The 26,921-nt window shown below is 67.7% G+C and carries 15 protein-coding genes, 3 rRNA genes and 3 pseudogenes; 11 read left to right on the forward strand and 10 right to left on the reverse strand.

Annotated features, from left to right (window positions below):
- Positions 1–285 precede the first annotated feature (285 nt).
- Positions 286–615 carry a hypothetical protein gene (locus OIE13_RS14215; RefSeq protein ID WP_326639488.1) on the forward strand — a complete coding sequence of 110 codons (330 nt, stop codon included), beginning with the start codon at positions 286–288 and terminating at the stop codon, positions 613–615.
- A 206-nt stretch (positions 616–821) separates the two neighbouring features.
- Here OIE13_RS14215 and OIE13_RS14220 read toward each other — a convergent pair.
- From OIE13_RS14220 to OIE13_RS14235, 4 genes and pseudogenes are all read right to left on the reverse strand, one after another.
- Positions 822–2,392 (reverse strand): annotated as a pseudogene (locus OIE13_RS14220) (IS1182 family transposase).
- Positions 2,393–2,454: 62 nt separating this feature from the next.
- Positions 2,455–3,186 (reverse strand): FAD-dependent thymidylate synthase, encoded by a 732-nt coding sequence (gene thyX, locus OIE13_RS14225; protein WP_326830110.1) that lies wholly within the window; start codon positions 3,184–3,186, stop codon positions 2,455–2,457.
- Between the two features lie 88 nt (positions 3,187–3,274).
- Complete coding sequence (locus tag OIE13_RS14230) at positions 3,275–4,600, reverse strand: amidohydrolase (RefSeq protein WP_326639481.1); 1,326 nt, start codon at positions 4,598–4,600, stop codon at positions 3,275–3,277.
- A gap of 271 nt (positions 4,601–4,871) precedes the next feature.
- Positions 4,872–7,013 (reverse strand): anthranilate synthase component I, encoded by a 2,142-nt coding sequence (locus OIE13_RS14235; protein ID WP_326830111.1) that lies wholly within the window; start codon positions 7,011–7,013, stop codon positions 4,872–4,874.
- 262 nt (positions 7,014–7,275) lie between these two features.
- Between OIE13_RS14235 and OIE13_RS14240 the strand changes: the two are divergent.
- Positions 7,276–7,413, forward strand: a pseudogene (locus OIE13_RS14240) (HTH domain-containing protein); the annotation flags it as partial.
- A 103-nt stretch (positions 7,414–7,516) separates the two neighbouring features.
- On the opposite strand, the gene OIE13_RS14245 reads toward OIE13_RS14240, so the two are convergent.
- Positions 7,517–9,220, reverse strand: coding sequence for an IS1634 family transposase (locus OIE13_RS14245; protein WP_326639544.1), 1,704 nt, complete (start codon positions 9,218–9,220; stop codon positions 7,517–7,519).
- A gap of 173 nt (positions 9,221–9,393) precedes the next feature.
- Here OIE13_RS14245 and OIE13_RS14250 point away from each other — a divergent pair, with 173 nt between their 5' ends.
- Positions 9,394–9,651 carry a hypothetical protein gene (locus tag OIE13_RS14250; protein ID WP_442816054.1) on the forward strand — a complete coding sequence of 86 codons (258 nt, stop codon included), beginning with the start codon at positions 9,394–9,396 and terminating at the stop codon, positions 9,649–9,651.
- A 161-nt stretch (positions 9,652–9,812) separates the two neighbouring features.
- Here the strand turns inward: OIE13_RS14250 and rrf are convergent.
- The 3 genes from rrf to OIE13_RS14265 form a co-directional block, all read right to left on the reverse strand.
- A 5S ribosomal RNA gene (gene rrf, locus OIE13_RS14255) occupies positions 9,813–9,929 on the reverse strand.
- Positions 9,930–10,000: 71 nt separating this feature from the next.
- A 23S ribosomal RNA gene (locus OIE13_RS14260) occupies positions 10,001–13,126 on the reverse strand.
- Between the two features lie 408 nt (positions 13,127–13,534).
- Positions 13,535–15,058, reverse strand: a 16S ribosomal RNA gene (locus OIE13_RS14265).
- The 16S, 23S and 5S rRNA genes sit together here, the layout of an rRNA operon.
- Positions 15,059–15,617: 559 nt before the next feature.
- Here OIE13_RS14265 and OIE13_RS14270 point away from each other — a divergent pair.
- The 8 genes and pseudogenes from OIE13_RS14270 (at position 15,618) to OIE13_RS14305 (ending at position 24,139) form a co-directional block, all read left to right on the forward strand.
- Positions 15,618–15,833 carry an ATP-binding cassette domain-containing protein gene (locus OIE13_RS14270; RefSeq protein ID WP_326639477.1) on the forward strand — a complete coding sequence of 72 codons (216 nt, stop codon included), beginning with the start codon at positions 15,618–15,620 and terminating at the stop codon, positions 15,831–15,833.
- A 57-nt stretch (positions 15,834–15,890) separates the two neighbouring features.
- Positions 15,891–17,072 (forward strand): serine/threonine-protein kinase, encoded by a 1,182-nt coding sequence (locus OIE13_RS14275; RefSeq protein WP_326639475.1) that lies wholly within the window; start codon positions 15,891–15,893, stop codon positions 17,070–17,072.
- Between the two features lie 53 nt (positions 17,073–17,125).
- Positions 17,126–18,556, forward strand: coding sequence for an NADP-dependent phosphogluconate dehydrogenase (gene gndA, locus OIE13_RS14280; RefSeq protein WP_326639473.1), 1,431 nt, complete (start codon positions 17,126–17,128; stop codon positions 18,554–18,556).
- Between the two features lie 190 nt (positions 18,557–18,746).
- Positions 18,747–18,950: pseudogene (locus OIE13_RS14285) on the forward strand (ATP-binding domain-containing protein); the annotation flags it as partial.
- A 263-nt stretch (positions 18,951–19,213) separates the two neighbouring features.
- A complete protein-coding gene (locus tag OIE13_RS14290) occupies positions 19,214–19,990 on the forward strand; it encodes a hypothetical protein (protein ID WP_326639470.1) in 777 nt (258 codons plus the stop codon).
- 28 nt (positions 19,991–20,018) lie between these two features.
- Entirely contained in the window at positions 20,019–21,146 is a 1,128-nt protein-coding gene (locus OIE13_RS14295; RefSeq protein ID WP_326639469.1) for a hypothetical protein, read from the forward strand.
- 61 nt (positions 21,147–21,207) lie between these two features.
- Positions 21,208–22,677 (forward strand): hypothetical protein, encoded by a 1,470-nt coding sequence (locus OIE13_RS14300; protein ID WP_326639468.1) that lies wholly within the window; start codon positions 21,208–21,210, stop codon positions 22,675–22,677.
- Positions 22,678–22,843: 166 nt separating this feature from the next.
- Positions 22,844–24,139, forward strand: a complete 1,296-nt coding sequence (locus OIE13_RS14305; protein ID WP_326639467.1) for an AAA family ATPase — start codon at positions 22,844–22,846, stop codon at positions 24,137–24,139.
- A 108-nt stretch (positions 24,140–24,247) separates the two neighbouring features.
- Here the strand turns inward: OIE13_RS14305 and OIE13_RS14310 are convergent, their stop codons facing one another.
- On the reverse strand, positions 24,248–25,201 hold the full coding sequence (locus OIE13_RS14310; RefSeq protein WP_326639466.1) for a GNAT family N-acetyltransferase: 954 nt from the start codon (positions 25,199–25,201) through the stop codon (positions 24,248–24,250).
- A gap of 110 nt (positions 25,202–25,311) precedes the next feature.
- A complete protein-coding gene (locus OIE13_RS14315) occupies positions 25,312–26,886 on the reverse strand; it encodes an MDR family MFS transporter (RefSeq protein ID WP_326639465.1) in 1,575 nt (524 codons plus the stop codon).
- Positions 26,887–26,921 lie beyond the last annotated feature (35 nt).

Below are 26,921 nucleotides of genomic sequence, written 5' to 3' on the forward strand. Positions count from 1 at the left end.
CACGGCATGGCGTGGCAGCATGAGGCCCAATCCGAAAGGAGATGGTCATGCACGACTGCCCCCCTCACAGCCCGTGCCCCCCTCTCGACCGCCGCCCCCGTTCCCCGCACGGCCCCTCGGCCGGAGCCGTCCATCCGTACGAATCCGCCCCCGGCCCCCTCCACCGGCGGCTCCTCCGAGGCCAGGGCCACACCCGCCGCCGGCACGCGGCCACCCCCGGCCGCGGCACCCGCCCGTCGGGTCCACCGGTCGTGCCCACCCCGCGCCGCGCGGCGCTCTGAACCGATGGCCAGACCCGTCACGCTCGTGACCTTCATGCTTCCCAGCGCCCTGCGGCACTGGGCCGGCGAGAGCACCGAGGTCCGCGTCTTCGCCGTCGCCGACCGCGAGGACGGCGACCCCACGCTGGGCTCCGCTCTCGACATGCTCCGCCGCATGCACCCGTCGCTGGAGCAGCGGCTCCGCGACGACTACGGGAGCATCCGCCGGCACATCAGCATGTTCGTCTGCGGCGAGAACGCCCGGCATCTCGGCGGCCTCGACTGCGCGCTGCCCCCGGGGGCCGAGATCCTCGTCCTGCCCACCCTCTCACGCCGCCAGGAGACCACGAGCTGACCGCCCGCGCCCGCACCGCCCTGGACGCCCCGGCCATCTGGGCGCTGCGCAACCCGTACGAGCCGGTGGAGCCGTGGCCGGTGGAGCAGTTCGAGGCCACGCTCCACGCGCTGCCCGAGGCCGACAGATTCGGAACCTCTCGTCTAGAAGTGCACTGAAGATCTTGGTTTGAGTGGATATCGGCGCGGAGCAGGCGCCCCGGCGGCTTATGCAGTGGCGGGGTTCAGTGCCCAGGCGCCGCCTGTGTGGGTGAGTCCGAGGTTGATGAGGCGGCGGAGGTTGAGTGCGGCAGCGCGGTTGTGGAGCCAGATGTTGTTCTTGAGGACGCCGCGGTAGGGAACGCGACGGTTGCCTTTGGCGACCAGCCAGGCGATGGCGCGTTCGACGGGTGGTCGCCAGCGGCGGTACTCCTGCTGCCATCGCTGACTGGTGGCGGCCTGCTGCCGGGCGGTTTTGAGGAGGTCATAGTGGGGGTGGACGTTGAAGGTGCGTCCGGTCTTGGACGTGGTGCAGCGTTCGCGCAGTGGGCAGGTGCGGCACAGGATCTTGAACTGGGCCTGGCGGTTACCACCTGCCAGCGGGCGGCCGAGGGTTTTGGTGTGGCCTGCCGGGCAGGTGACGCGGCCGGTTTGGGTGTCGACCTGGAAATCGTCGGTGGTGAAGCCGCCGGGGACGGCTTGGCGTAGCGGCGGCGGCTTGATCACCAGGGTGTGGCCGTCGGCTTGGAGGGTCTGTCGCAGGTCGCCGGTGCCGTAGGCGGTGTCGCCCAGTACCGTCAGGGCATCGTCGTCGCCGGCGAGGAGGCTTCGGGCGACGGCGGCCTCGTGGTTGTCCGCGCCGCTGCCCGCGGTGAGGGCGACCTCGGTGAACAGCCCCGCCTCGGGCTCGAACGCGGCATGTGCGCGAAAGCCGTCCTGGTGGCGGGTGCGGTTCTTGTGGATGTGGCGGGCCTCGGGGTCGACCGTGGACACGATGCGGTCGTGGGCGGTGCGCCGGGCGATCCGCCATCGGCCGTCGGAGCCGTCGGCGGGCTCGACGTCTTGTCCTGCGACCAGTGCCAGCAGTCCGAGGGCGCCTGCCGCCGTCTCGCCGAGCGGTTGGCCGGGCACGTGAGCGATGAGATTAAGGGCGTCGGTGACCAGGGCGTCGACCAGTGTGTCCCGCGCCTGCTGGTCGTTCCAGGCAATCTTCGGCTTGCCGGGGTCGGTGTAGTCGTGGGCGGTGCACCACTGGGCGGCGACCGGCTCGGCGCCGGGGACGTCGCGGATGACCCGGCGGATCGCGGCGATGAGCTGGGTGACGGTGTCCTGGGTGGCGACCGCGTCGTCCAGCACGGTGGAGTCCAACGCCCGGCGCTGCCTGCCTTTGAGGACGCCGGTGGCCGCGACGACTTCCTGACCTTGGTGAACAGCCGGTTCGGATCGGCCGAGCGCTGCAGGCGCCGTCGGAAGTAGGTCAACAGCGACGGGTCGAACGCGGTGTCGTACAGACCCAGGCCGCAGGCGGCCTTCCACCTCAGGTCACAACGCAGTTCCTGAACCGTCTCGAAGTCCGACAGCCCGTGCAGGCTCTGCAGGACGATCACTGTGGCGAGCACCTGCGGCGGCATGCTCGGCCGCCCGTTCGCCGAGGGATACATGTCCGTGAACATGTCTGCTGGGAACAGCGTCTGCCGATGTTCGGCCAGGAACGCGAAAACGCTCCCGGCTGGGATCAGCTCCCGGCAGGTCTGCCACACATCCGGCCCTACCGGTTCTCCAGCCCATTCACCCTGCACGCAACGAGTCTGGCCCCGAATCATCCGAGGCGGGACCAGAACGCAAGATTTTCAGTGCACTTCTAGGGCGCGACCCTGCCGCCGGCCACGAAGGCCTCGTGCGTGAGGGGCATCAGCGTCGCCCAGGCGGCCTCCATCTTCTCCGCCACCATCTCGATCTCGCGCTGCGGGAACGAGGGCACCTTGGCCTGCTCGTTCTTGGTTCGCAGGGAGAGGAAGTGCATGAGCGAACGGGCGTTGCAGGTGGCGTACATCGAGGAGAACAGCCCGACGGGCAGCACCGCCCTGGCCACCTCGCGGGCGATGCCGGCCTCCAGCATCTCCCGGTAGGCGGCGTAGGACTGCCGGTAGGACGCCTCCATCGCCTCGGTAACGATCTTGTGCTGCTCGGCACTGCCCTCGGCGAAGACGTACTTACCCGGCCGGCCTTCCTGAACCAGCTTCCGTTCCGTCCCCGGAACATAGAAGTTGGGCTGAAGCTCGCGGTAACGCCCGCTTTCTTCGTTATATGACCATCCGACCCTATGGCGGTGAAATTCACGGAAAACGAAGATCGGCGCACTGACGAGGAAGGTCATCGAGTTGTGCTCGAAAGGGCTGCCGTGCCGGTCGCGCATCAGGAAGTTGATCAGACCTCTGGACCGCGCGGGATCCTTGCCGATCTCCTCCAGGGACTGCTCCCCCGCGGTCGAGACCCGTGCCGCCCAGAGCACGTCCGAGTCGGAGGCGCTGTGCTTGATCAACTCCACGGTCACGTCGTCAAGAAAACGTGCCCCTGCCTCATCGCCCGTCAACTGGCTCCCCCTCGTCGCGTCGTCGGTCGCGCAACATCGTAGACCGTAACGGCGCGGGGAGCCCGGCCGCCCCGAAGACCGGCACCGTTCACAGCCGGTAGATCCTGCGGGCGTTGCCGGAGCCGATCATCTGGGCCACCCGGACGGCGTCCGAGGTGCTCCACTCTCCGTCTGCCAGTCGCGCGGCGAGCGCCCCGGCCAGCCCTCGCCGGTAGTGCAGGGCCCCAAGGTGACAGGTCTCCGCCACGCCGTGGCCACCGGAGCCGAACAACTGCTTGTGGAACGGTGCCAGCTCAAGCAGTTCCGCCATGACCGCGGCCGAACCAGTGGCGCTGCGGGTCAGCGCCGCTCCCACGTCGACGTAGACGTTCGGAAGCGCACCGGCGAGGTAGGCCGCCCGGCGGTGGAACGGGTGACAGTGCAGCAGGACGACGGGCACACCCACCGGCTGCACGGCCACGATGAAGCCGGTCATCGTCGCCGGACCCGCGCCGTACGGGCCGGGGCCCGCACGGCCTTCGAAGGCGCCGGAACCTCCGAAACCGGCGCCCCCCGCGGAACCGCTGTGAGCATCGCGACCGCCGTAGACCGTACGGCCGCCGCGACCGGCATGAACCCCCTGACGCGCGCCGCCGCCGTAACGGGTGTGACCGGTGTGGAACTGCAGCGGCCGTCCGTACTCCCTGGCCACGTCGACGGCCGTCCAGAGCAGGTGGCGCAGGAGCACCTGATCGACGAGCCTCTCGCCCGGGCAGGCCAGCCGCCGGGTGGCCGCCGCGATCACCGCTCCCCGGCTCGGCCTGGCCGGGTCGAGATGGAGCCCGGACCTGTGGGCCGTGACCGACTTCAGGGCGACGGCGCGGACGGCCCGCGCGGCGAGGCTCTGGGCGAGGGCCGAGATGTAGGAGACCCCCGAGACCGCGGTCCTGGCCACCCCCTCCTCGGCCCGCTCGATGTGGACGACCCGAGCGGTGTCGGCGCCACCCGCGTGGCCCATCTCGGCCGGCGGCAGCACCTCGGGCCCGTCGAGGTCCCCGTCCAGCCCGTCCAGCCCGTCGAAGCGGTCGAAGCCGTCGAACAGGAAGGTGGCGATCCCCGCGGCGCCCAGCAGTCGCCGGTTCACCTCGGCGGCGCCCAACTCCGCCCTGCGGGCCAGGTACACGGCCGGCGGCACGTGCGGGGCGAGACCGAGGACGGGCGCGCACCAGCGGCGGACCGCGGTGCCGACGGGGGTGTCGAAGTGGGTGGTACCCGGGGGCGCCGGAGTTCCCGCGTCGCTGAGCAGCGTCTCGAACCGGGCCCTGGTCAGGTCGTCACGGCGCACGCCGTGACAGTTCTGGTCGACCAGCGGCGCCAGCAGCGCCTCCCGTACGGCGTCGGGCAGCTCGACGGGCAGCACACCGTCCGACCTCATGCCCACTCCTCCCCCGGTCGCGGGGGCGGCGGCCAGATCCGGCCGTCACCCCTGCGATCCTTGCGACGGGGAGACCCCTGTGACTCCTCCGCTCCCCGAAGGGAGCGGTTTCTCGTCTCCCTCGGCCGAGGTGGGCGACGGCCAGGCCCTGACCGTTTCGATCCCAAGAACCGTAACGGAGCAGCGATTCACCTGCCGGATGAACCCGGCAATCCCCTCGCTGAACATGATGGTCACCCGAGGTGAGTGCCGGGTTCGAAATACCGGTTCTTTACCCGGACGTGCGGCAGAGCCGGAGAACGTTGGCGATGACCTTCGCTCCCGCTCCCCCCTCGGCGGTGAGGATCGACTCGGGGTGGAACTGCACGGCGAAGCGGCGCCGCTCCACGTCCTCGATCGCCATCACCGCGCCGTCGGGGGTGAGCGCGGTGGTGGTGAAGCCGGCGACACCCGTCCGCTTGGCGTGGACCGAGTGGTAGCGCGCGGCGGTGAACTCCTCGGGGAGCCCGTCGAGCAGCGCGCTGTCGCCCAGCCGCCGGACCCGGCCACGCTTGCCGTGCTCGGGATAGGACAGCAACTCCAGCGTGCCGCCCGCCTGCTCCACCATGCCCTGCAGGCCGAGGCAGACGCCGAACACCGGCAGGTCGCGCTCATAGAGGGCGCCGATCAGGGCCAGGAGGCCGAAGTCGGAGGGCCAGCCGGGTCCTGGCGACAGCACCACCAGGGACGGCGCGATCTCATCGATCATCGAGACGGGGAAGCCGTGCCGGAGCGTGACGACCTCGGCGCCCTGCTGACGGAAGTAGTCGGCGAGGGTGTTGACGAAGGAGTCCTCATGGTCGACGAGCAGGACCTTCATCCCGCTTCCCTGCGGCGTCGCGGCCACCTGGGGCTCGGTCTGCTCCTGCGGGGCCACGCCGACCGCCGCCAGAGCCCCCAGCAGGGCGCTGGCCTTGAGCTCGGTCTCCCGCTCCTCGGAGGCGGGGTCGGAATCGAACAGCAGCGTGGCCCCGGCCCTGACGGTGGCGACCCCGCCGCGGATCTGCGCGGTGCGCAGGGTCAGACCGGTGTTCATCGAGCCGTCGAAACCGATGTAGCCGACCGCTCCGCCGTACCAGCGGCGAGTGGTGGCCTCATGATCCTCGATGAACTGCATGGCCCAGGTCTTGGGTGCACCGGTGACGGTGACGGCCCACATGTGGGTGAGGAAGGCGTCGAGCGCGTCGAACTCCGGCCGCAGCCTGCCCTCGATGTGGTCGACGGTGTGGATCAGCCTGGAGTACATCTCGATCTGGCGCCGGCCGATCACCTGGACCGTCCCCGGCACGCAGATGCGCGACTTGTCGTTGCGGTCCACGTCCGTGCACATGGTCAGCTCCGACTCCTCCTTGACGCTGGACAGAAGGGTGCGGATCGCGTCGGCGTCCTCGACCGGGTTGCTCCCCCGGGCGATGGTGCCGGAGATGGGGCAGGTCTCGACGCGGTCGCCGCTGACCCGGACGTACATCTCCGGGGAGGCGCCGACCAGGTGCTCGCCCTCGCCGAGGTTGAACAGGAACTCGTACGGCGCTGGGTTGATCTTGCGCAGCTCCCGGTAGAAGGCCGCCGGGTCGGCGCAGGGCGCGTGGAAGACCTGACCTGGAACGACCTCGAACAGGTCGCCGCGGACGAACTTCTCCTTGGCCGCGGCCACCACCTGGGCGTAGGAGCCCTTCTCGGGGTCGGCCGGGAGCTCGGAGGGCGCGGGGGGCAGCGGCACGACCTCTCCCTCGCGGGCGAGCCCGTGGGTGGAGAGACCGTCCACCGTGAACTCGTAGCGGAACTCCTTGCTGGTCTCCCGCTTGCGGTCGATCACCATCACCCGGTCGGGCAGGTGGAGCACGAGGTCACGCTGGTCGGCGCCCCGCGGCAGGACCTGCCTGATCGGCTCGAACTGGAAGGCCAGGTCGTAGCCGAAGGAGCCGTACAGGCCCAGGTGCTCGTCCTCGCCCTTGAACACGGCGATGACCTCGCGAATCGCGGTGAAGACCGTGGGGCGGCGGCTGCGCATCTCCTCGGGGAGGATGTCCTCGGACTCCGCCACGTGGACCTCGACGAAATCGCCCGTCGGCTCCTCGACGGGCTTGCCCGCCGCGAGCAGGCAGGACACGACGGCGGGCAGCACCACCCTGCCGCGGGCGTTCAGCGCGCGGGCGGAGATCCTGCGCCCCCTGGCCACGATCTCCAGGCAGGGATCGACGTAGGCGAGGTGCCATCGGCTGTAGCGGCCGGGATACTCCATCCCGGAGGAGAGCACTCCACCACGACGCTCACCGAGCGTCGTGACGACGTCCTCAAGCACCGTCTCCGGCACGTCGGACGCGGTGACCTCGATCCCTACGCCGCCGGCGGTGGTATATCGGCTCGTCTCCACTGCGTTATCGCCCCTTTGATTTCCCTGATGCCCAGAGGGAGCGGACACAGAAAAGGCCGCCTCCCTGGGCGGCCGTCTGTCTGCTCGCGAATGCGAAACCTGCGCCGCCTAGAAGCGGCGCCACCACCGAAGGGCAACCGGGTATCGCATGTCGCCACAGTACCGGCGACAACCGTGATCATGCAACGTGGCCACGCGACGTACCCGCCCTGACCGACCACAGTGAGCAAAAGATCTACAGGACAGGGTCTAGGGTCGGGGTGTGCGCGCGGCCAGGTTGATGTCGTTGGTGCTGCTGCTCCAGGCGCGGGGCCGGATGACCGCGGTGGAGCTCTCCCGGGAGCTGGAGGTCTCCGAGCGGACCGTCCACCGTGACGTGCTCGCCCTGTCCGGGGTTCCGCAGTTGATGTAGCGGGATAGTCCGCGAATCTGGGGATTGACATGCGGAAACATGCCGTCTGCTGGCGGGACGGCGTGTATCTAGGGGCTGGGGTTCGGCCTGGTCAGCGGCTGGGCGGGGTGAGCTGGTAGATCCTGGGCGGGGCATCGATTTTGAGGGCGTGGAGCAGATCGCGCTGGGCTTTGGTGATCTCGGTGCGTTGCCGGAAGGTGCCGGCGGGGCCGGTGAAGGTGCCCAGAGTGATCCGGTCGAGCTCGCGGCGCAGGGCGGGCCAGGTCTGCCCGGTGGAGGTCTCGGCGATCCGGGCCAGCAGCAGCGCCAGCCAGCAGAGCAGGACGTGCGCGCGGATGCGCTGCTCCTTGCGGTGGAAGACCGGCCGCAGATCGATGATCTGCTTCATGTCGCGCCAGCCCCGCTCAACCTCGAGGAGCTGCTTGTAGCCGAGCGCGATGTCCTCAGGAGTCATCTTCGGGTCCGAGGTGCGCAGCAGGTACTTGCCGTCGAGGTTCTCCTCGGCCTTGATTCTCGCGGCGTCGATGCGCAGCAGCCCGCCGGGCGTGGTCCGCAGGTACCGGTTCAGGCCGGGCTTGGTGGAGATCACCCCGCGCAGCTCCGCACGTTTGGTCGCGTTCAGCCGATCGGTGCCCTCGATCAAGGTCGCGAGCTGGGCGAGCAGTCGTTCCCGGACCTTCTCGTCCCGCTGCGCGGCCTCGGGGTTGAAGCAGATGATGAACCGCTCGTCCTCGCGGATCCGAACCTCCTTGACCCGCAGGTTGTCGCGGATCTCCTGGTAGCGGCCCTGACGGGCGAGTGCTTCGGTGGCCTCGGCCGATCCGGAGCGGAGCTTCTCTCCGATGATGTAGTGGTGGTCGCCCTTGCGCAGGTGCAGCCGGTTGCGCTCGGAGGCGAAGCCGCGGTCGGCGACCCACACGATCCGCGACAACGTCCAGTCCCGCATATCGTCCTTGACCTGCCGGATCAGCGCGGAGTCGCCGGTCGCGCCGGGCCAGGACCACACCCGGACGGGGATGCCGGTGCGGGTGACGGCCATCCCGATCACGACCTGCGGCAGGTCATCGCGGTGGTCCTTGGACTTGCCGAACGACCGGAACCCCTTGCGCTTGTGATCGTCGGTGGCGTCCTGCTCGGGCACGACCTGGCCGAACGCGTCGCGAGGCACGGCTTCGTCGGCGTCTTCGGTCTCGAAGTAGGTCGAGGTGGTGTCGAAGAACAGCAGATCGACCTCGAGGTTGAGGAGGTTTGCGACCTGGTGGAACACCTCTTCCTCGAGCTTTCCGGAGATCTCGATCAGCCAGTCCATCGCCCGGTAGCAGGCGTCGTCGCTGGTCGCGGGCAGCAGGCCGTCGATCGCCACGTCCTCGTTCACCCAGCGGGCCGCCGCGAGCTTGGAGCAGGGGGCCAGGGCCCGGTTGGCGACCAGCGCGAACAGCACCCGCTCCGCGGCCGGGTCGAGCCGGCGGCCCTTGAGCAGCCGTTTCATCACCTTGCCGATCTCCAACTGCCGCCAGAGGGCATCCAGCACCCATGTGCCGCCCAGAGGTCGGGACTCGGTGAACGCCAGCCCGTCGGTCGCCGCCGACAAGGCGGCGTCGGGATCGAGGAACCGGGTGACCGAGGCGATCAGGCGCTGCAAGGCTTCCCGGTTCGCGGCATCCTCGCGGCCGAAGTTGTAGACGACCTGCACCTTCGACCGCTTCAACACCGGATCCCACACGTTGTGCGCGAGCTGCAGGTATCGGACTTCCGTCCCGTCCTTGTTCCGGCGAGGCGTCGACCGCAGATACATGGACTAGACGATAACGCCATAACCCTTGGCAGGCCTAGGAAACGGCGAATATGCGTGTATCTAGGCAGAATCGAGAATCCGACCAGTCCCCACCCCTCTGACCAGCATCTACACCTTCAGCCGTGGCCCAGAACCCTGATTAGCTGCGGAACCCAGGCCTGTCGGAGGCCGGCATGCCGGTCTACGCCGACCGGGGGCGGGGCGGCGGCTACCGGCTGCTGGACGGATACCGCACCCGCCTCACCGGGCTGGACCGCGCCGAGGCCGAGGCACTGTTCCTGTTGGGCGTGCCGGAGGCGCTGCGGGAGATGGGACTGGGCGAAGTGGCCGCCACGGCGCGCCTGAAGGCCTCGGCCGCGCTCTCTCCCGGCCTGCGCGACGCCCCCCGATCTCCGTGCCCGCGTCGCCGGTGCCGCCACCCGCCTGCATGACCTGTACGGCTCCTCGGGCGACATCGGCACGCCGGCCCGGTAACCGCTCACGACGGCCTCGGCGCCGGTCAGCGGTAGCCGGTGGCGTCGGCGGTGCGGGTTCCCGGCAGAAAACACGAAGGCCCCCACCACGAATGGTGAGGGCCCTCACATGAAAAATTGTCCGGCGGCGACCTACTCTCCCACACCGTCCCCGGTGCAGTACCATCGGCGCTGAAGAGCTTAACTTCCGGGTTCGGAATGTAACCGGGTGTTTCCCCTTCGCCATAACCGCCGTAACACTATGAAACACACAAACCACCGTTTGCTGTCTCAGAATTGCCTAGTGGACGCGAGCAAGAATTGCTTTGAGGTCAAGTCCTCGGCCTATTAGTACTGGTCAGCTCCACACATTACTGCGCTTCCACTTCCAGCCTATCAACCCGGTCGTCTACCGGGAGCCTTACCCCCTCACAGGGTGGGAGACCTCATCTCAAGGCGAGCTTCCCGCTTAGATGCTTTCAGCGGTTATCCCTTCCGAACGTAGCCAACCAGCCGTGCTCCTGGCGGAACAACTGGCACACCAGAGGTTCGTCCGTCCCGGTCCTCTCGTACTAGGGACAGCTCCTTTCAAGTCTCCTGCGCGCGCAGCGGATAGGGACCGAACTGTCTCGCGACGTTCTAAACCCAGCTCGCGTGCCGCTTTAATGGGCGAACAGCCCAACCCTTGGGACCTACTCCAGCCCCAGGATGCGACGAGCCGACATCGAGGTGCCAAACCATCCCGTCGATATGGACTCTTGGGGAAGATCAGCCTGTTATCCCCGGGGTACCTTTTAGCCGTTGAGCGACGGCGCTTCCACATGCCACCGCCGGATCACTAGTCCCAGCTTTCGCTCCTGCTCGACCCGTCGGTCTCACAGTCAAGCTCCCTTGTGCACTTACACTCGACACCTGATTGCCAACCAGGCTGAGGGAACCTTTGGGCGCCTCCGTTACTCTTTAGGAGGCAACCGCCCCAGTTAAACTACCCACCAGACACTGTCCCTGATCCGGATCACGGACCGAAGTTAGACGTTCAAAACGACCAGAGTGGTATTTCACCAATGACTCCACCACCACTAGCGTGATAGCTTCACCGTCTCCCACCTATCCTACACAAGACGTTCCAAACGCCAATGTCAAGCTATAGTGAAGGTCCCGGGGTCTTTCCGTCCTGCTGCGCGTAACGAGCATCTTTACTCGTAGTGCAATTTCGCCGGGTCTGCGGTTGAGACAGCGGGGAAGTCGTTACGCCATTCGTGCAGGTCGGAACTTACCCGACAAGGAATTTCGCTACCTTAGGATGGTTATAGTTACCACCGCCGTTTACTGGCGCTTAAGTTCTCAGCTTCGCCACACACGTGCGACTAACCGGTCCCCTTAACGTTCCAGCACCGGGCAGGCGTCAGTCCGTATACATCGTCTTACGACTTCGCACGGACCTGTGTTTTTAGTAAACAGTCGCTTCCCCCTGGCCTCTGCGACCCCCACCAGCTCAGAGTGCAAAACTCATCACCAGCGAAGGCCCCCCTTCTCCCGAAGTTACGGGGGCAATTTGCCGAGTTCCTTAACCACAGTTCACCCGATCGCCTTAGTATTCTCTACCTGACCACCTGAGTCGGTTTAGGGTACGGGCCGCCACGACACTCACTAGAGGCTTTTCTCGGCAGCATAGGATCACCCACTTCGCCACAATCGGCTCGGCATCACATCTCAGACTTAATGTGCTGCGGATTTGCCTACAACACGTCCTACATGCTTACCCCAGGACTACCATCGCCTGGGCTGGGCTACCTTCCTGCGTCACCCCATCGCTTACCTACTACCAATTCAGGCCAGGCGTTCACCCTCACCCCAAACCCGAAGGCTCGGAGGGGTTAAGGACCCTTAGTATCACTGGATTCAGTATTGGCGCATCGTAGCGGGTACGGGAATATCAACCCGTTGTCCATCGACTACGCCTGTCGGCCTCGCCTTAGGTCCCGACTTACCCTGGGCGGATTAGCCTGCCCCAGGAACCCTTGGTCATCCGGCGCAGAAGTTTCTCACTTCTGATTCGCTACTCATGCCTGCATTCTCACTCGCACAGCCTCCACAGCTGGATCACTCCGCTGCTTCACCGGCCGCACGACGCTCCCCTACCCATCCACACACCTAAACCACAAAGGCTCAGTATACGTGTGAATGCCACGACTTCGGCGGTGTACTTGAGCCCCGCTACATTGTCGGCGCAGAATCACTTGACCAGTGAGCTATTACGCACTCTTTCAAGGATGGCTGCTTCTAAGCCAACCTCCTGGTTGTCACTGCGACTCCACATCCTTTCCCACTTAGCACACGCTTAGGGGCCTTAGTCGGTGGTCTGGGCTGTTTCCCTCTCGACTACGGAGCTTATCCCCCGCAGTCTCACTGCTGCGCTCTCACTTACCGGCATTCGGAGTTTGGCTGACGTCAGTAACCTTGTCGGGCCCATTAGCCATCCAGTGCTCTACCTCCGGCAAGAAACACGCAACGCTGCACCTAAATGCATTTCGGGGAGAACCAGCTATCACGGAGTTTGATTGGCCTTTCACCCCTAAACACAGGTCATCCCCCAGGTTTTCAACCCTGGTGGGTTCGGTCCTCCACGCGGTCTTACCCGCGCTTCAACCTGCCCATGCCTAGATCACTCCGCTTCGGGTCTACAGCATGCGACTCAAACGCCCTATTCAGACTCGCTTTCGCTACGGCTCCCCCACACGGGTTAACCTCGCCACACACCATAACTCGCAGGCTCATTCTTCAAAAGGCACGCAGTCACATCACAAACACTCCGAAGAATGTTTACGCTCCTACGGCTTGTAGGCACACGGTTTCAGGTACTATTTCACGACCCCTCACCGGGGCGCTTTTCACCTTTCCCTCACGGTACTTGTTCACTATCGGTCATCAGGGAGTATTTAGGCTTACCAGGTGGTCCTGGCAGATTCACACAGGATTTCTCGGGCCCCGTGCTACTTGGGATCCCCTCCAACAGTCCAACCGATTTCGCCTACCCGACTCTCACGGTCTACGGCGCCACTTCCCAGAAGCTTCGGCTATCGAAAGGATTTCTTACTGTCCGGAGGAACGGCAGCCCCTCCCAGAGGGTCCCACAACCCCGTAAACGCAACGCCTGCCGGCTATCACACGCCTACGGTTTAGCCTGATCCGCTTTCGCTCACCACTACTCACGGAATCACTATTTGTTTTCTCTTCCTACGGGTACTGAGATGTTTCACTTCCCCGCGTTACCACCAACCGCCCTATACATTCAGGCGGAGGCAACACCACATGACTGGTGCTAGGTTTCCCCATTCGGACATCCCCGGATCAAAGTCTGGTTGGCGACTCCCCGGGGCTTAACGCAGCCTCCCACGTCCTTCATCGGCTCCTGATGCCAAGGCATCCACCGTGTGCCCTAAAAAACTTGGCCACAAAGATGCTCGCGTCCACTATGCAAATCTCAAACAACAAACAGCGACCAGACCAGACCCGCCACCAACACCCACCCGGGTCGCACCCACGGTGCGCCACGAACGAGCCGGTATGACAGATGATCGGTCCCGCATGAGGCCCAAACAGACAGCAAGCCCGCCGCAAGCGGGCCCACCTCAAAGTCCGTTTCCTCAGGACCCAACAGTGTGTTCACCCCAGCGAAACCCCGCAACCGCCGTTCCCACTCCCCGGCTCCGAAGAACCAAGGCGGTACTAACCGATCAGCGATCCCGCCGAACCGAATAGCCAGCGCTCCACTAATGAGCGCGCCGTGTGCAGAACATACGCCTGCAGACACGACCTGAACCACGACCACCCGAAGACGACCGCAGCCGATGCTCCTTAGAAAGGAGGTGATCCAGCCGCACCTTCCGGTACGGCTACCTTGTTACGACTTCGTCCCAATCGCCAGCCCCACCTTCGACCGCTCCCCCCAGACAAGCTGGTTGGGCCACGGGCTTCGGGTGTTGCCGACTTTCGTGACGTGACGGGCGGTGTGTACAAGGCCCGGGAACGTATTCACCGCAGCGTTGCTGATCTGCGATTACTAGCGACTCCGACTTCATGGGGTCGAGTTGCAGACCCCAATCCGAACTGAGACCGGCTTTTAGGGATTCGCTCCACCTCACGGTATCGCAACCCTCTGTACCGGCCATTGTAGCATGTTTGCAGCCCAAGACATAAGGGGCATGATGACTTGACGTCATCCCCACCTTCCTCCGAGTTGACCCCGGCAGTCTCCAATGAGTCCCCACCACCCCCGAAGGAGCGTGCTGGCAACATTGAACAAGGGTTGCGCTCGTTGCGGGACTTAACCCAACATCTCACGACACGAGCTGACGACAGCCATGCACCACCTGTCACCCAGTCCGAAGAGGCACCCATCTCTGAGTGTTTCCGGGCGATGTCAAGCCTTGGTAAGGTTCTTCGCGTTGCGTCGAATTAAGCAACATGCTCCGCCGCTTGTGCGGGCCCCCGTCAATTCCTTTGAGTTTTAGCCTTGCGGCCGTACTCCCCAGGCGGGGCGCTTAATGCGTTAGCTACGGCGCGGAAACCGTGGAAGGTCCCCACACCTAGCGCCCAACGTTTACAGCGTGGACTACCAGGGTATCTAATCCTGTTCGCTCCCCACGCTTTCGCTCCTCAGCGTCAGGTAAGGCCCAGAGAACCGCCTTCGCCACCGGTGTTCCTCCTGATATCTGCGCATTTCACCGCTACACCAGGAATTCCGTTCTCCCCTACCTACCTCTAGCCAGCCCGTATCGAATGCAGACCTGGAGTTAAGCCCCAAGCTTTCACACCCGACGTGACAAGCCACCTACGAGCTCTTTACGCCCAATAATTCCGGACAACGCTTGCGCCCTACGTATTACCGCGGCTGCTGGCACGTAGTTAGCCGGCGCTTCTTCTGCAGGTACACGTCAACTTCGTCCCTGCTGAAAGAGGTTTACAACCCGAAGGCCGTCATCCCCCACGCGGCGTCGCTGCGTCAGGCTTTCGCCCATTGCGCAATATTCCCCACTGCTGCCTCCCGTAGGAGTCTGGGCCGTGTCTCAGTCCCAGTGTGGCCGGTCGCCCTCTCAGGCCGGCTACCCGTCGTCGCCTTGGTAGGCCGTTACCCCACCAACAAGCTGATAGGCCGCGAGTCCATCCCCAACCGAAAAACTTTCCACACCCACCCGATGCCGGGAGGTGTCGTATCCGGTATTAGACCCAGTTTCCCGGGCTTATCCCAGAGTCAGGGGCAGGTTACTCACGTGTTACTCACCCGTTCGCCGCTCGAGTACCCCGAAGGGCCTTTCCGCTCGACTTGCATGTGTTAAGCACGCCGCCAGCGTTCGTCCTGAGCCAGGATCAAACTCTCCAAACAATGTCTGAACAGTTGCTCCCGGCTGAAAGCACCCATCTCACATGATGGATGTTCAACCAAAGGAATCCGTCCTCCCACCCCAAAGGGCAGGTCGGACAGGGTTGTGCTTCATGCACTGGCTTTTAACACACTGTTGAGTTCTCAAGAAACGGACGCGTACACCGTCGTCCCGACCGGACTCGATCGGAGAACCAGGGGCGGTTCGTTTTATTCTGTTCTTTCGTTGTGCCGTTATTCTTTCAGGCCCGCTTTTCCGTGTCAAACCGGCTCGTTTTGAAGCGATTGACTTGATCTTGCAGGTCTTGCTGGAATTCGACGACCCCGTTTCCGGAGCAACCCTTCTAACTTACTCGACCACCTGATTCATGTCGAATCAGGCTCCTTTGGAGACAAATATCCCCTTGGAGTGAAGATCGCTAGAGAGGTTCCCGAGACCCCGGCGCCACCGCCGTCTCCCTCGGGTCTGGTGAACTGTACGAACCTCGTCCCGCATCGTCAAATCGACCTACGCCACCGGAGAAAACCGACTGCCCGGGAGACCGATGGATCACACGCTTACGTGGCGGTGATTCTCGAGGCTGTGGCGCTGGCGAAGAGGTTCGGTTCGGCGACCGCTGTCCGGAAGGTGAGTCTTACCGTCAAGGCCGGCCAGATCGTCGGACTGCTCGGCCCCAACGGCGCCGGCAAGTCGACGACCCTGCACATGCTCCTCGGCTTGATCACGCCCGGCACCGGGAGCAGGCGTGCCGGTGGTGAGCTTCGACTGCCCGGATAACACGCGGTTCGCGGGTGAAACTCCGGTAATCTGCCGCTGGTCTTCAGGAGGTGGCAGGTGGCCGGAGCGGGTGCCGTCGCCGTACCGGGCTACGAGGTGTCCGGGGTGCTCGGCCAGGGTGGTTTCGGGATCGTCTACCGGGCCAGGCAGCTGGCGGTGGAGCGCGAGGTCGCGCTCAAGGTGGACAACCGGGTGCTGGTCTCGGAACGGGACCGGCGCCGTTTCATGCGCGAGGTGACCTCGGCGGGCGCCCTCTCCGGCCACCCGCACGTCGCCCATGTCTATGACGCCGGGGTCCTGCCCGACGGCCGGCCGTACATGGTCCTGGAGCTGTGCCCTGGCGGGTCGCTGCTGGACCGGATGCGCGCCGAGGGGCGGCTGCCGCCGGCCGAGGTCACCGACATCGGCATCCGGATCGCCGACGCGCTGTCGGCGGCGCACGCCGCCGGGGTGCTGCACCGCGACATCAAGCCCGCCAACATCCTGATCAACCGATACGGCAATGCGGTGCTCTCCGACTTCGGCCTGGCCACCATGCCCTCGTCGGGCAGCGAGGCATCGGTGACCAGGGAGTCCCTTACTCCGGCCTATGCTCCACCCGAGGCGTTCGAGCTGACCGAACCCGCCCCCGCGGGCGACGTCTACTCCCTCGCCGCCACGCTGTACGCGCTGCTCTCCGGGCGCCCCCCGCGCTTCCCGGAGAGCGGCGTGGTCAACATCGCGGTCATCATGGCCCTGCACCGCCTGCCCGTCCCCGAGATCCCGGGGGTGCCGCCGGAACTGACCGCCGTGCTCAGGGATGCCATGGCCGCCGACCCCGCGCGGCGCACCCCCTCGGTGGCCGCGCTGCGGGACGCCCTCACGAGCCTGCGTCCGGGGGATGACGTCCCGGCCTCCCCGCCTCGTGCCCCGCGGCCCGTCTCTGCTGCCCCCGCCCCCTCGCCGCCGTACGCCACAGCGCCACCGCCGTACGGCACGCCGCCGGTCCAGGGCGGGCCCGGCAGGGAGCCGGTGCGGTCGCATCTGACCTCTCCTGGGGTGAGAGGACTTTCCGGTACCAGGCCGCCCGAGCATCCCGTCTCGTCGAACACGCGGGTCTTCGTCGCGGTGGCCGTGGCCTTCGTGATCCTGCTGCTGGCCGGGGTCGGGCTCATGTACGTCGAGAACCGCGACCAGAACCCGCCCGCCCAGCAGCGGTCGGGCACGCAGACGCTCCAGGGCGACAATGGCCTCCGGTGATCCGCCGGTAGGCCAGACTGGCACTCTGGGACAGGAAAAAGGGGTGTCACAGAATGACTCAGGCACAGATCGGTGTGACAGGGCTGGCCGTCATGGGGGCGAACCTCGCCCGTAACCTGGCCAGGCACGGGCATTCGGTAGCGGTACACAACAGGTCACCGCACAGGACCAAGGCGCTGGTCGAGGAGCACGGGGACGAGGGGACCTTCGTCCCCTGCGAGACTCCCGAGGAACTCGTCGCGGCACTGGAGCGTCCCCGGCGCATCCTGATCATGGTCAAGGCGGGGGCGGCGACCGACGCGGTGATCGAGGAGTTCGCCCCCCTGCTGGAGCCGGGCGACATGCTGGTGGACGGCGGGAACGCGCACTTCCTCGACACGCGCAGGCGCGAGGCCGCGCTGCGTGAGCGCGGCCTGCACTTCGTCGGCGCGGGGGTCTCCGGCGGGGAGGAGGGCGCGCTGCTCGGGCCGAGCATCATGCCGGGCGGCTCGAAGGAGTCGTACCAGGCGCTGGGCCCGCTGCTGGAGGACATCGCGGCGAAGGTCGACGGAGTGCCCTGCTGCGCGCACATCGGCCCCGACGGTGCCGGGCACTTCGTGAAGATGGTGCACAACGGTATCGAGTACGCCGACATGCAGCTCATCGCCGAGGCCTACGACCTGCTCAGGCAGGGGCTCGGCCTGACCCCGGCGGAGCTCGCCGACATCTTCGCGGGATGGAACGAGGGCGAGCTGTCGTCGTATCTGATCGAGATCACCGCCGAGGTGCTCCGCCAGGTCGACACGGCCACCGGCAGGCCGCTCGTCGATGTGATCGCCGACCGGGCGGAGCAGAAGGGCACCGGCCGGTGGACCGTGCAGATCGCCCTGGACCTGGGTGTTCCGGTGAGCGGCATCGCCGAGGCGGTGTTCGCCCGCTCCCTCTCCGGCCACGCCGATCTGCGCGCGGCCGCGCGCGGCCTGCCGGGCCCGTCGGGTGTTCCGGCCGGGGCCGTCGGTGAGGACTTCGCCGAGGACGTGCGGCGGGCGCTGTACGCCTCGAAGATCGTCGCCTACTCCCAGGGGTTCGACATGATCAGGGCGGGCAGCGCCGAGTACGGCTGGGACGTCGACCCCGGCGTGCTGGCCACGATCTGGCGGGGCGGTTGCATCATCCGCGCCGTCTTCCTGAACCGTATCCGCGAGGCGTACGCGGCGCCGGACAAGCCGGTCACCCTGCTCGCCGCCCCCTACTTCGCCGAGGCGCTGACCCTGGCGCAGGACTCGTGGCGGCGGGTGGTGGCGAAGGCGGCCGAGCTGGGCATCCCGGCACCGGGCTTCTCGACCGCGCTGGCCTACTACGACGGGCTGCGTGCCGAGCGCCTGCCCGCGGCCCTGATCCAGGGGCAGCGTGACTTCTTCGGCGCGCACACCTACCAGCGGGTGGACCGCGAGGGCTCCTTCCACACCCTGTGGTCGGGCGACCGCACGGAGATCGAGAGCTGACATCCCCGGCGGGCGGCGGAAGGTCCCGCCGCCCCTCCCGTGGCCGGGCCGTTCGACTACGGCCGGCCGCTGCGGTGCCGGGGGGCCGTGCCGGTCCGGCCTGATCGGCGTTCAGCCCAGTTCCGGGAGCAGGGCGAAGGCGTGGTCGGCGGCGACGGCCGAGGGGTGGGCTCGCTCGGCCGTCACCGCCGTCACCGCCGTCCCCGCGGCAATGGCCAAGGGTCTCGAATACGACCACGTGGTGGTGGCCGAGTCCGCCGAGATCGCCGAAGCCGAGACCCGAGGACTCAACCGGCTCTACGTCGTGCTGACCCGGGCCGTCTCACGACTGGACGTACTGCACACCCGCCCACTGCCCGCCTGGCTCGTACCGCCGGCCGACGTTCAGGGGTGATCGGGAGCGCCCGGCCACCGGGGCGCCGGAACCGTCGGACGTCAACGGTCGGCTCCTGGCATCCTGGGCCCTCCTGGCTCATCATGGTCCGGACATCTCGGCTGGCGGGGCACGCGGCACCTGTCAGGTTCCCCATATCCAGCAGCGAGTTATGCATCAAATGCCCTTTTTGCCCCGTTATAGCGATGCGATGGCCGCTTTTTAATACTGGAATTCACTGGAATTGAAAGGAGACCAGTGGAACTCCTGTTACGCTCCGGGCCGTGAGTGATTCACTGGACGCGTTGGAACGGCGAATAGCCGACCTCCGCGCCGAGGTGCGACGGGCGGTCAAAGCGAAGGAGAACTCGCTCGCCCGGTCGCTGCGCGGGGAGTTGCGCAGGGCCGAGCAGGCATGGGACGCGGCGATAACCTCCGAGGCGCCGACGCCCGTGCGCGAGTCCGAGACCTCGCTGCTGCCCATCAGGGAGCAGGTGCACCAGGCGCTGGCCATGCTGGGCGTGCCGACCTCTGCCAAGCTCATCGTGGCGGTGAACGACGCGTTCTTCTCCCGCGAGCTTCGTGGCTCCCAGCTGACCAGCCTGCGCCGAGACGAGGAGCGCTCGTTCCGCGGTGACCCCTACGCCAGGCCGTACTACCTGTGCGCCGCGTTGACCGACCGCCTCTCCCCCGCCCGGGGGCTACTCGCCGACAGCACCTGGCCGGCCGAGTCGCGGGTGCTGGGACCGCTGAGCCCGCGCGTCGACTTCCTCACCTCGACCCTGCGCATCGCCGAGCACCTGGCGCGGCTGGCCGAGCCGCCGGCAGGGGCGGTGCGGCTGCTGTCGCGGATGGCGCAGAACATCCCGGGCGCCGTCGAGGGTTTCGCCCCAGCCGACCCCGTGACCGCGATCCGCGCGGCGCGGGCCGAGTTGGAGGTGCACCGGGCCGCCGACAGCACGCAGCGTGCCGAGGTCGCGGCGCGGGCGACGAGGCAACTACCGGACGCCGAGCGTCTGTTCGGCGTCACCGCGATGAACACCTTGAGGGGGGCCTGTTGAAGACCAGGCTGGATGAGGGGACCCGCGCATGAACAGCCTTCGGGAGAGGGCCTTCCTGAACAGGCTTGACGAGTTGCGCGGGCCGATGCCCTCCCGCCCGCACGATGCGCGGGCCATCGCGGCGCTGGCCGCCAACCCCGGCTGTGCGCGCCGGGCGGTGATGGACGCCGCGGGCGTGGACAAGGACCGCACGGCCCGGCGCGTCGGTTTCCCCGCCCCGTTCGGCCAGTCCCAGTTCGCGATCACCCGCGGGAACGTCTTCGAGGCGCTGGTCAAGGAGAACGGCTGCGCCGAGCTGCTGCGGCTGCTGCGCGAGCTGCTCGGCCTGTCCGTCGCCCAGGTCGGCTACCGGGACGTGGAGAGCGTCGGCTCCCACCTGCGCCACTCGCACACCCGGGCGCTGATCGACCGCGCGGCGCGCGAGGACGACGGGACCGCGGTGTTCTACGACCATCCGCTGTTCAGCCTGGAGATCGCCGGGCACACCTCCTACCTCGAACCGGACGTGGTGGCCTTCCAGATCGGCGGGCGCTTCCACATCGTCGAGATCAAGTCGTTCGGCATGATCGACGGCCAGGCCGAGCCTGACAAGGTCGCGGCGGCGGCGCGGCAGGCGGCGGTCTACGTCCTGGCGTTGCGCACGCTCATGGCCGACCTCGGGCACGACCCGGAGCGCGTCTCCCACGACGTGGTGCTCGTCTGCCCGGAGAACTTCGCCAACCACCCGACAGCGGCACTGGTCGACGTGCGCAAGCAACTGTCGGTACTGGGGCGCCAGCTCACCAGGATGACCAGGGTCGAGTACCTGCTGGAGGGTCTGCCGGACGGCCTCACCTTCGACCTGGCCCCCGGCGAGGACGGCGTGCCGACCCGCTCGGTGGACGAGCTGGCCCAGGCTCTGCTCTCCGTACCCGCCCGCTACGCGCCCGACTGCCTGTCCACCTGCGACATGTGCATGTTCTGCCGTCACGAGGCCCGCGCCTGCGGATCCACCGACCTGCTCGGGCGTCAGATCCGTGACCAGCTGGGCGGTGTCTCCGGCATGCACGAGGCGCTCGGCCTGGCCGAGGGCACCCGCGAGGCGGCCGAGGGCCAGGAGGAGATCGCCCGCCTGCTCCGGCTGGCGGACCGGCTGCGCGAGGAGTCGCTGCGGTGAGGATCGTCGAGGCCACCGGGCCGCCCGCGCCGGGGGCCGCCGCAGCGAGGGTGGGCGGCAGGTGAGCGCGCTGACGGCGCTGGCGCGACTGCGGGCCGTCAGGGACGGCGTCGCGCAGCGGATCACCACGGTCAGGCACTGCCACATCTCCGCCCAGCCGCTGGTGTTCATCCCGCTCAAGCTCGCGGGCGAGGCCGCCGCGCCGCTGGCCGCCATGGTGGGCACCGCCCCAAACCACCCCCGGCTGCTGGTCGTCCCCCAGCCCCGCAACCGGGACCTGCGATTCACCTTCGCCGCCGGGCTGGCCGAGGTGCTGCTGCCCTACATCGAGGGGTTCGAGAAAAGCACCGAGACGGTCGAGCGCAAGGGCGGCGAGCCGTACGAGCGGTGCCTGGACGCGCCGCAGATCCTGGTGCCGAACCGGTCCGCCGCCTCGTTCACCGGGCTGCTCGGCCGCTCCACCCGGTTCCGCAGGGCCGAGGGTCCCTACCCGGTGCACCCTTCGGTGCCGCTGCTCGGCCGGTGGCTGACCTACTTCGCCGACCGGTCCCAGCAGCCGGGCTCCTCGGTGCTGCTCACAGTGACCGAGGCGTTGAGCCTGCACTGGGCGACCGGGCAGAGCAGCCTGGAGGACGCCAACCTGGCGGCGCTGCTGGGGTGGATCGACCCGCCGCCGGGGATGTCCGGGCGCCGGGCGGCCGAGGAGGCCGAGGACCCGCTGCTCTGGCCTCCCGCGGGCCCCACCACCGACCCGGGCTTCGACAACGAGGTGCTCGCTCCCGCGATCCGCGCCTACGAGGAGGCACCGACCGACCGCGCCGTCGACCGGGTCAGCCAGGCGCTGCGCACCCAGCTCGACCCCACCTGGCGGCTGATGTGGCGGGCCGTCGAACTGCTGCGGTCGTTGCCGGAGGGCTCGCGGGTGAAGGACCGCTGGGAGATCGACCGCGGGTCCTTCACCCGGTTCGTCGAGCGGATCGCCGAGGGGAGCCCGCCGCAGGCGCGCAGGGACGGCGCGGTGAGCGCCGCCGCGAGGCTGGCGGGACTGGAGCGGGCGCGGGCGAGCTACGACGTGCAGCGGGCCCACGACGACCCGTTGCTCATGGCCGAGTACCGGCTGACCGGTGAGGCCTTCGCCGGGACGGTGACCGCCGCGGACCCCGAGCACAGCGAGGGCGAGGGCCGCTCGCGCAAGCTCCGACCCCTGATCACGGTAAGGACCGGCGACCCGGTACGGCTCACGCCCGGCACCGTCGTCGGCAGCCCCGACCGGCGTGGCCACGCGGCCGAGATCGTCGAGATCGTCGACGGGGAGATCACCCTTAAGGTCACCAAGGGGATGGGGCGGGGCAGGACACCGGCTCCCGGTTCGGTGCCCGAGCCTGGCGAGCGGGTCTCGTACACCTCACTGACGGACGAGTTCCAGTCTTCGGCGGCGCTGCCCGACCCCGAGCAGACGCCGTGGACCCACGGCGGACCGCCGGAGGAGTACGAGCCCGGTGACGACGACGCACAGGAGGAATGGCTTTGAGCGTTCACCGGACCCCGCACGACCGGCCGCCGTCTCTCCCGGCCGTGCGTGCTCCCCGTTCGGCGGCGGCACCGGAGGACCAGGCTGCCGAAGCCGGGGCGGCGGGCCGTGGCGCTTGGATGACGGGCCGCGACACGGACGTGGCAGGCCGTGGCGGAGGCGTGGCATGACGCCGCAGCAGGAGGCGGCGGCCGTGGTGGACGCCGTTCTGGCCGATCTGCCCCGCCATCGCGGCGTGGTCGTGGACTCGCCGCCCGGCGCGGGCAAGTCCACCCTGGTGGTCAAGGCCGCGGGGCACATCGCCGAGACAGGCGAGCCGCTGATGATCGTCGCGCAGACCAACGAGCAGGTGGACGACCTGGTGGAACGGCTCGCGGCCGAGCACCCCGATCTGGGGGTCGGCCGGCTGTCGGCGAGCGGCTACATCACGCCCGGCCGCATCCTCGCCCTGCCCAACGTCTCGGTCGCGGGCAAGCTGCCCGACCTGGGGGACCCGGCCGTGGTGATCGCCACCGCCGACAAGTGGGCCTGGATCGGCGACCGCACCTGGCCCTGGGCCATCGTCGACGAGGCCTACCAGATGCGTTCGGACAAGCTGCTGCGCATCGCCTCGCTGTTCGAGCGGTCGTTGTTCGTGGGCGACCCCGGCCAGCTCGACCCGTTCTCGATCGTGGACGGAGACCGCTGGGCGGGCCTGTCGTGGGACCCGGTGCAGAGCGCGGTCTCGGTGCTGCTGCGGCACAACCCCGACCTGCCGGTGCACCGGCTGCCGGTCTCCTGGCGGCTGCCCGCCTCGGCCGCGCCCGTGGTCTCCGAGGCGTTCTATCCCTTCACCGGATTCCGCGCGGGGACGGGCCCCGCCGACCGGTCGCTGGAGTTCACGGTGAACGGCATGCGCACCCCTTTCGACCTGGCGCTGGAGGAGGCGGCCGCGTCAGGCTGGGCCCTGTACGAGCTGCCCAGCCGCCACACGGTGCGCACCGACGCGGAAGCCGTACTGGCGACCGCGGGCCTGGCGACGCGGTTGCTCCAGCGGAGTCCGGTCGCGCACTCCGAGCGCGGCGGCCACCCCGTCACGGCCGGCCGGATCGCCATCGGCGCCGCACACCGCGACCAGGTGGCCGCGATCAGGGCCGCCGGGGTACCGCCGGAGATCACGGTGGATACCGCCAACCGCCTGCAGGGCCGGGAGTACGACGTGACGATCGTGCTCCATCCCCTCTCCGGGCGCCGCGACGCCACCGCGTTCCACCTGGAGTCGGGGCGGCTGTGCGTGCTCGCCTCCCGGCACCGCCACGCCTGCGTCGTGGTGGCCAGGGCGGGCATTCCCGAACTGCTGGACGCCCACCCGTCGGCCGAACCGGTCCAGCTCGGCGTGCCGGTGAAGTTCCCCGACGGCTGGGAGGCCAACCAGGCGGTCCTGGCCCACCTCTCCAAGCACCGGGTGACTCCTGACGACTGACCTCCCACCGGTGATCGCCTTCCGGCGCTGCTCCGGCGCCGCTGAGAGCGCCTTCCCCGCTCGATGGCACCGTGCGGTGCGGGACCGTGCGGTGCCGTATCGCACGGCTCAGATCGTGCGCCGCCAGACGTCGATGGCCAGCACCTGGCGCATGCCCACCGAGAGGTAGAGGTCGAGGGCGGGCGTGCTGTTGTTGGCGTCGACGTGCAGGTAGGTGCCGACCCGCCCGCGCCGGGCGTCGTCGGCGAACGCCCGGCGCAGCATGAACCGGCCCAGGCCGCGGCCCCTGAAGGCGGGGAGCACCGCCAGCCGGCGCACATAGCCGCAGTTCTCGTCGCCGAGGAAGGCGTTGGTCCCCAGCAGCATCGCCACGGGCTCGCCGTCGAGGCGGGCTACCACCAGTTGCGACCAGTCGGTGTTGACCGAGGAGCTCAGCTCGTCGTACCACTCGTCATAGTCCTTCGGGGCGAACCCGAAGTGGTCGGCGAAGCCGGCCTGCTCCACGGCGTGGCCCTGGCGGCGCACCTCCTCGGCGAGCCCGTCGTGCAGGGTCATCCCGGCCGGCAGGTCAGGACTGCCGACCGGCCCGGTGTGGTCGGCGCGGAGCCGGATGAAGCTGGTGGCGGCGCTGAAACCACGGGCGGCGGCGACGGCGCGCTTGCCGCTGTCCTCGCGGTAGAGGCCGATGTCCACCACGGCCCGGTCGTGGCCCAGCTCGGCGGCGATCTGCCTGGCCCGCTCGGTCACGGTGTCCCAGAGCGGGCCGGTCAGCTCCGGCGCGCCGGGGTGCACGACGACGTCGACGTCGACGTTGTCGCTGGCGCCCTTGCGGCAGGCCCAGGCCCAGGCCACCAGGCGCCCGCTCTCGTCGTGGACGAGCCAGCCGTCGGACTCCACGTCGAAGGCGGAGTCGTTCAGCTGGTCGGCGACATCGTCGAGGGTCATGTCGGCCTTGCCGATCACCTGGGTGTCGCAGAGCGAGATCAGCTCGTGGATCTCGTGGGCGTCGGCGGCGGAAGGCCGCCGGGTGAGGTACCCGGCGGCGGGGATGGTCGTCTTCATGCCCCTCATCGTGACGGGGGCGGGTTGGGAATCGCTGGGTCGGAGCTTGGGACCGGTTGCCGGCATCCTCCCCACGTCTGAAGGCGGGGGTCCGCGCCCAGGATCTCTGATCAGTCGAGCACCGGGACCTGAGCCTCGGCCTCCTCGGTGCTCTCGGGGCCGCCGCGCAGCGGGATCTCCTTGATGAAGGCCGCCAGCAGCGGGACCAGGACGGCGAAAAGGATCGCCCACCAGAAGACACCGGAGATGGAGTCGGCCAGCGACTCCAGGAAGCCGATCCGCACTCCCTCGGGCAGCTCGTGCAGGGCTGCCGGGTTGAACTGGGCGCCGCCGGAGGCGAGCTGCTCGCCCGCGGCGCCCAGCTTGCTCTCCAGGTTGGTGCTGAGGTGGTTGTTGAAGATCGCGCCGAACAGCGAGACGCCGAACGAGCCGCCGATGGAGCGGAAGAAGGTCGAGGCGCTGCTGGCGACGCCGAGGTCCTTCTGCTCGACGCTGTTCTGGGCGATCAGCATGGTGGTCTGCATCAGGAAGCCCATGCCGATGCCGAGCACCGCGATGAACAGGCCGGTCTGCCAGGCGGGCGTGTGGACGTCCATCAGGGAGAGCAGCCACATGGCGATCGCCATGACCGCGCCGCCGAGGACCGGGTAGATCTTGTACTTGCCCGTCCGGGTGATGGCGCGGCCGACGAAGAGTGAGATCGCCATGGAGGTGCCCATCATCGGGAGCAGCAGCAGGCCGGAGTTGGTGGCCGTGGCCCCCTGGACCGTCTGCTGGAACAGCGGCAGGAAGTTGATGGCGCCGAACATGGCGAAGCCGAGCAGGAAGCCCACGCCCGAGATCAGGCTGAAGTTGCGGTCGCGGAAGACGTTGAGCGGCATGATGGGCTCGGCGGCGCGGCGCTCCACCGGGATGAACAGCGCCAGCGTGACGGCGGCGAGGACCGCCAGGCCGAGGATCTGCGGCGAGTTCCACTCGTAGTCGTTGCCGCCCCAGGTGGTGATGAGGACCAGTGCGGTGATGCCGACGGAGAGCAGGGCGGCGCCGAGCCAGTCGATGCGGTGCTCGTTGCGGTATCTGGGCAGCTTCAGCTTGATCGCCAGCAGGGCCAGGGCGACGAACCCGATGGGCAGGTTCACGTAGAAGGCCCAGCGCCAGTCGAGGTGGTCGGTGATGAATCCGCCGACGAGCGGGCCGGCGATCATGGCCAGTGACATCACGGCGGCCATGATGCCCTGGTACTGGCCGCGCTCGCGGGGCGGGACGAGGTCGCCGATGATGGCCATGGCGTTGACCATCAGGCCGCCCGCGCCGAGGCCCTGGAACGCGCGGAACGCGATGAGCTGCGTCATCCCGTCGGACGGGCCGCCGAGCATCTCCGAGCCCGCCATGCCGCAGAGCACGGAGCCGATCATGAAGATGACGATGGAGGCGAGGAAGATGTTCTTCCTGCCGTACAGGTCACCGATCTTGCCCCAGATGGGGGTCGAGACGGTGGCACCGAGCACGTAGGCGGTCACCACCCAGGACAGGTGCGTCAGCCCGCCGAGCTCGCCGACGATGCGGGGCATGGCGGTGCCGACGATCATGTTGTCGAGCATGGCCAGCACCATCGCGAGCATCAGACCCGGTAGCACTACCATGACCTCACGGCGCCGCGCCGGTACGGCCGCGGTCTCCTTCACTTCGCCCCCTATGAAAAGATCTTACTTACCTGCCG

The organism is Streptosporangium sp. NBC_01810 (assembly GCF_035917355.1).
Classification (GTDB): domain Bacteria; phylum Actinomycetota; class Actinomycetes; order Streptosporangiales; family Streptosporangiaceae; genus Streptosporangium.

Bases quoted from the DNA above. Each gene is read 5' to 3' on its own strand.
- OIE13_RS14215 (WP_326639488.1), top strand. From the start codon at position 286: ATGGCCAGACCCGTCACGCTCGTGACCTTCATGCTTCCCAGCGCCCTG.
- OIE13_RS14230 (WP_326639481.1), bottom strand. From the start codon at position 4,600: ATGAGGTCGGACGGTGTGCTGCCCGTCGAGCTGCCCGACGCCGTACGG.
- OIE13_RS14245 (WP_326639544.1), bottom strand. From the start codon at position 9,220: ATGTATCTGCGGTCGACGCCTCGCCGGAACAAGGACGGGACGGAAGTC.
- OIE13_RS14250 (WP_442816054.1), top strand. From the start codon at position 9,394: ATGCCGGTCTACGCCGACCGGGGGCGGGGCGGCGGCTACCGGCTGCTG.
- gndA (WP_326639473.1), top strand. From the start codon at position 17,126: ATGACTCAGGCACAGATCGGTGTGACAGGGCTGGCCGTCATGGGGGCG.
- OIE13_RS14295 (WP_326639469.1), top strand. From the start codon at position 20,019: ATGAACAGCCTTCGGGAGAGGGCCTTCCTGAACAGGCTTGACGAGTTG.
- OIE13_RS14305 (WP_326639467.1), top strand. From the start codon at position 22,844: ATGACGCCGCAGCAGGAGGCGGCGGCCGTGGTGGACGCCGTTCTGGCC.
- OIE13_RS14310 (WP_326639466.1), bottom strand. From the start codon at position 25,201: ATGAAGACGACCATCCCCGCCGCCGGGTACCTCACCCGGCGGCCTTCC.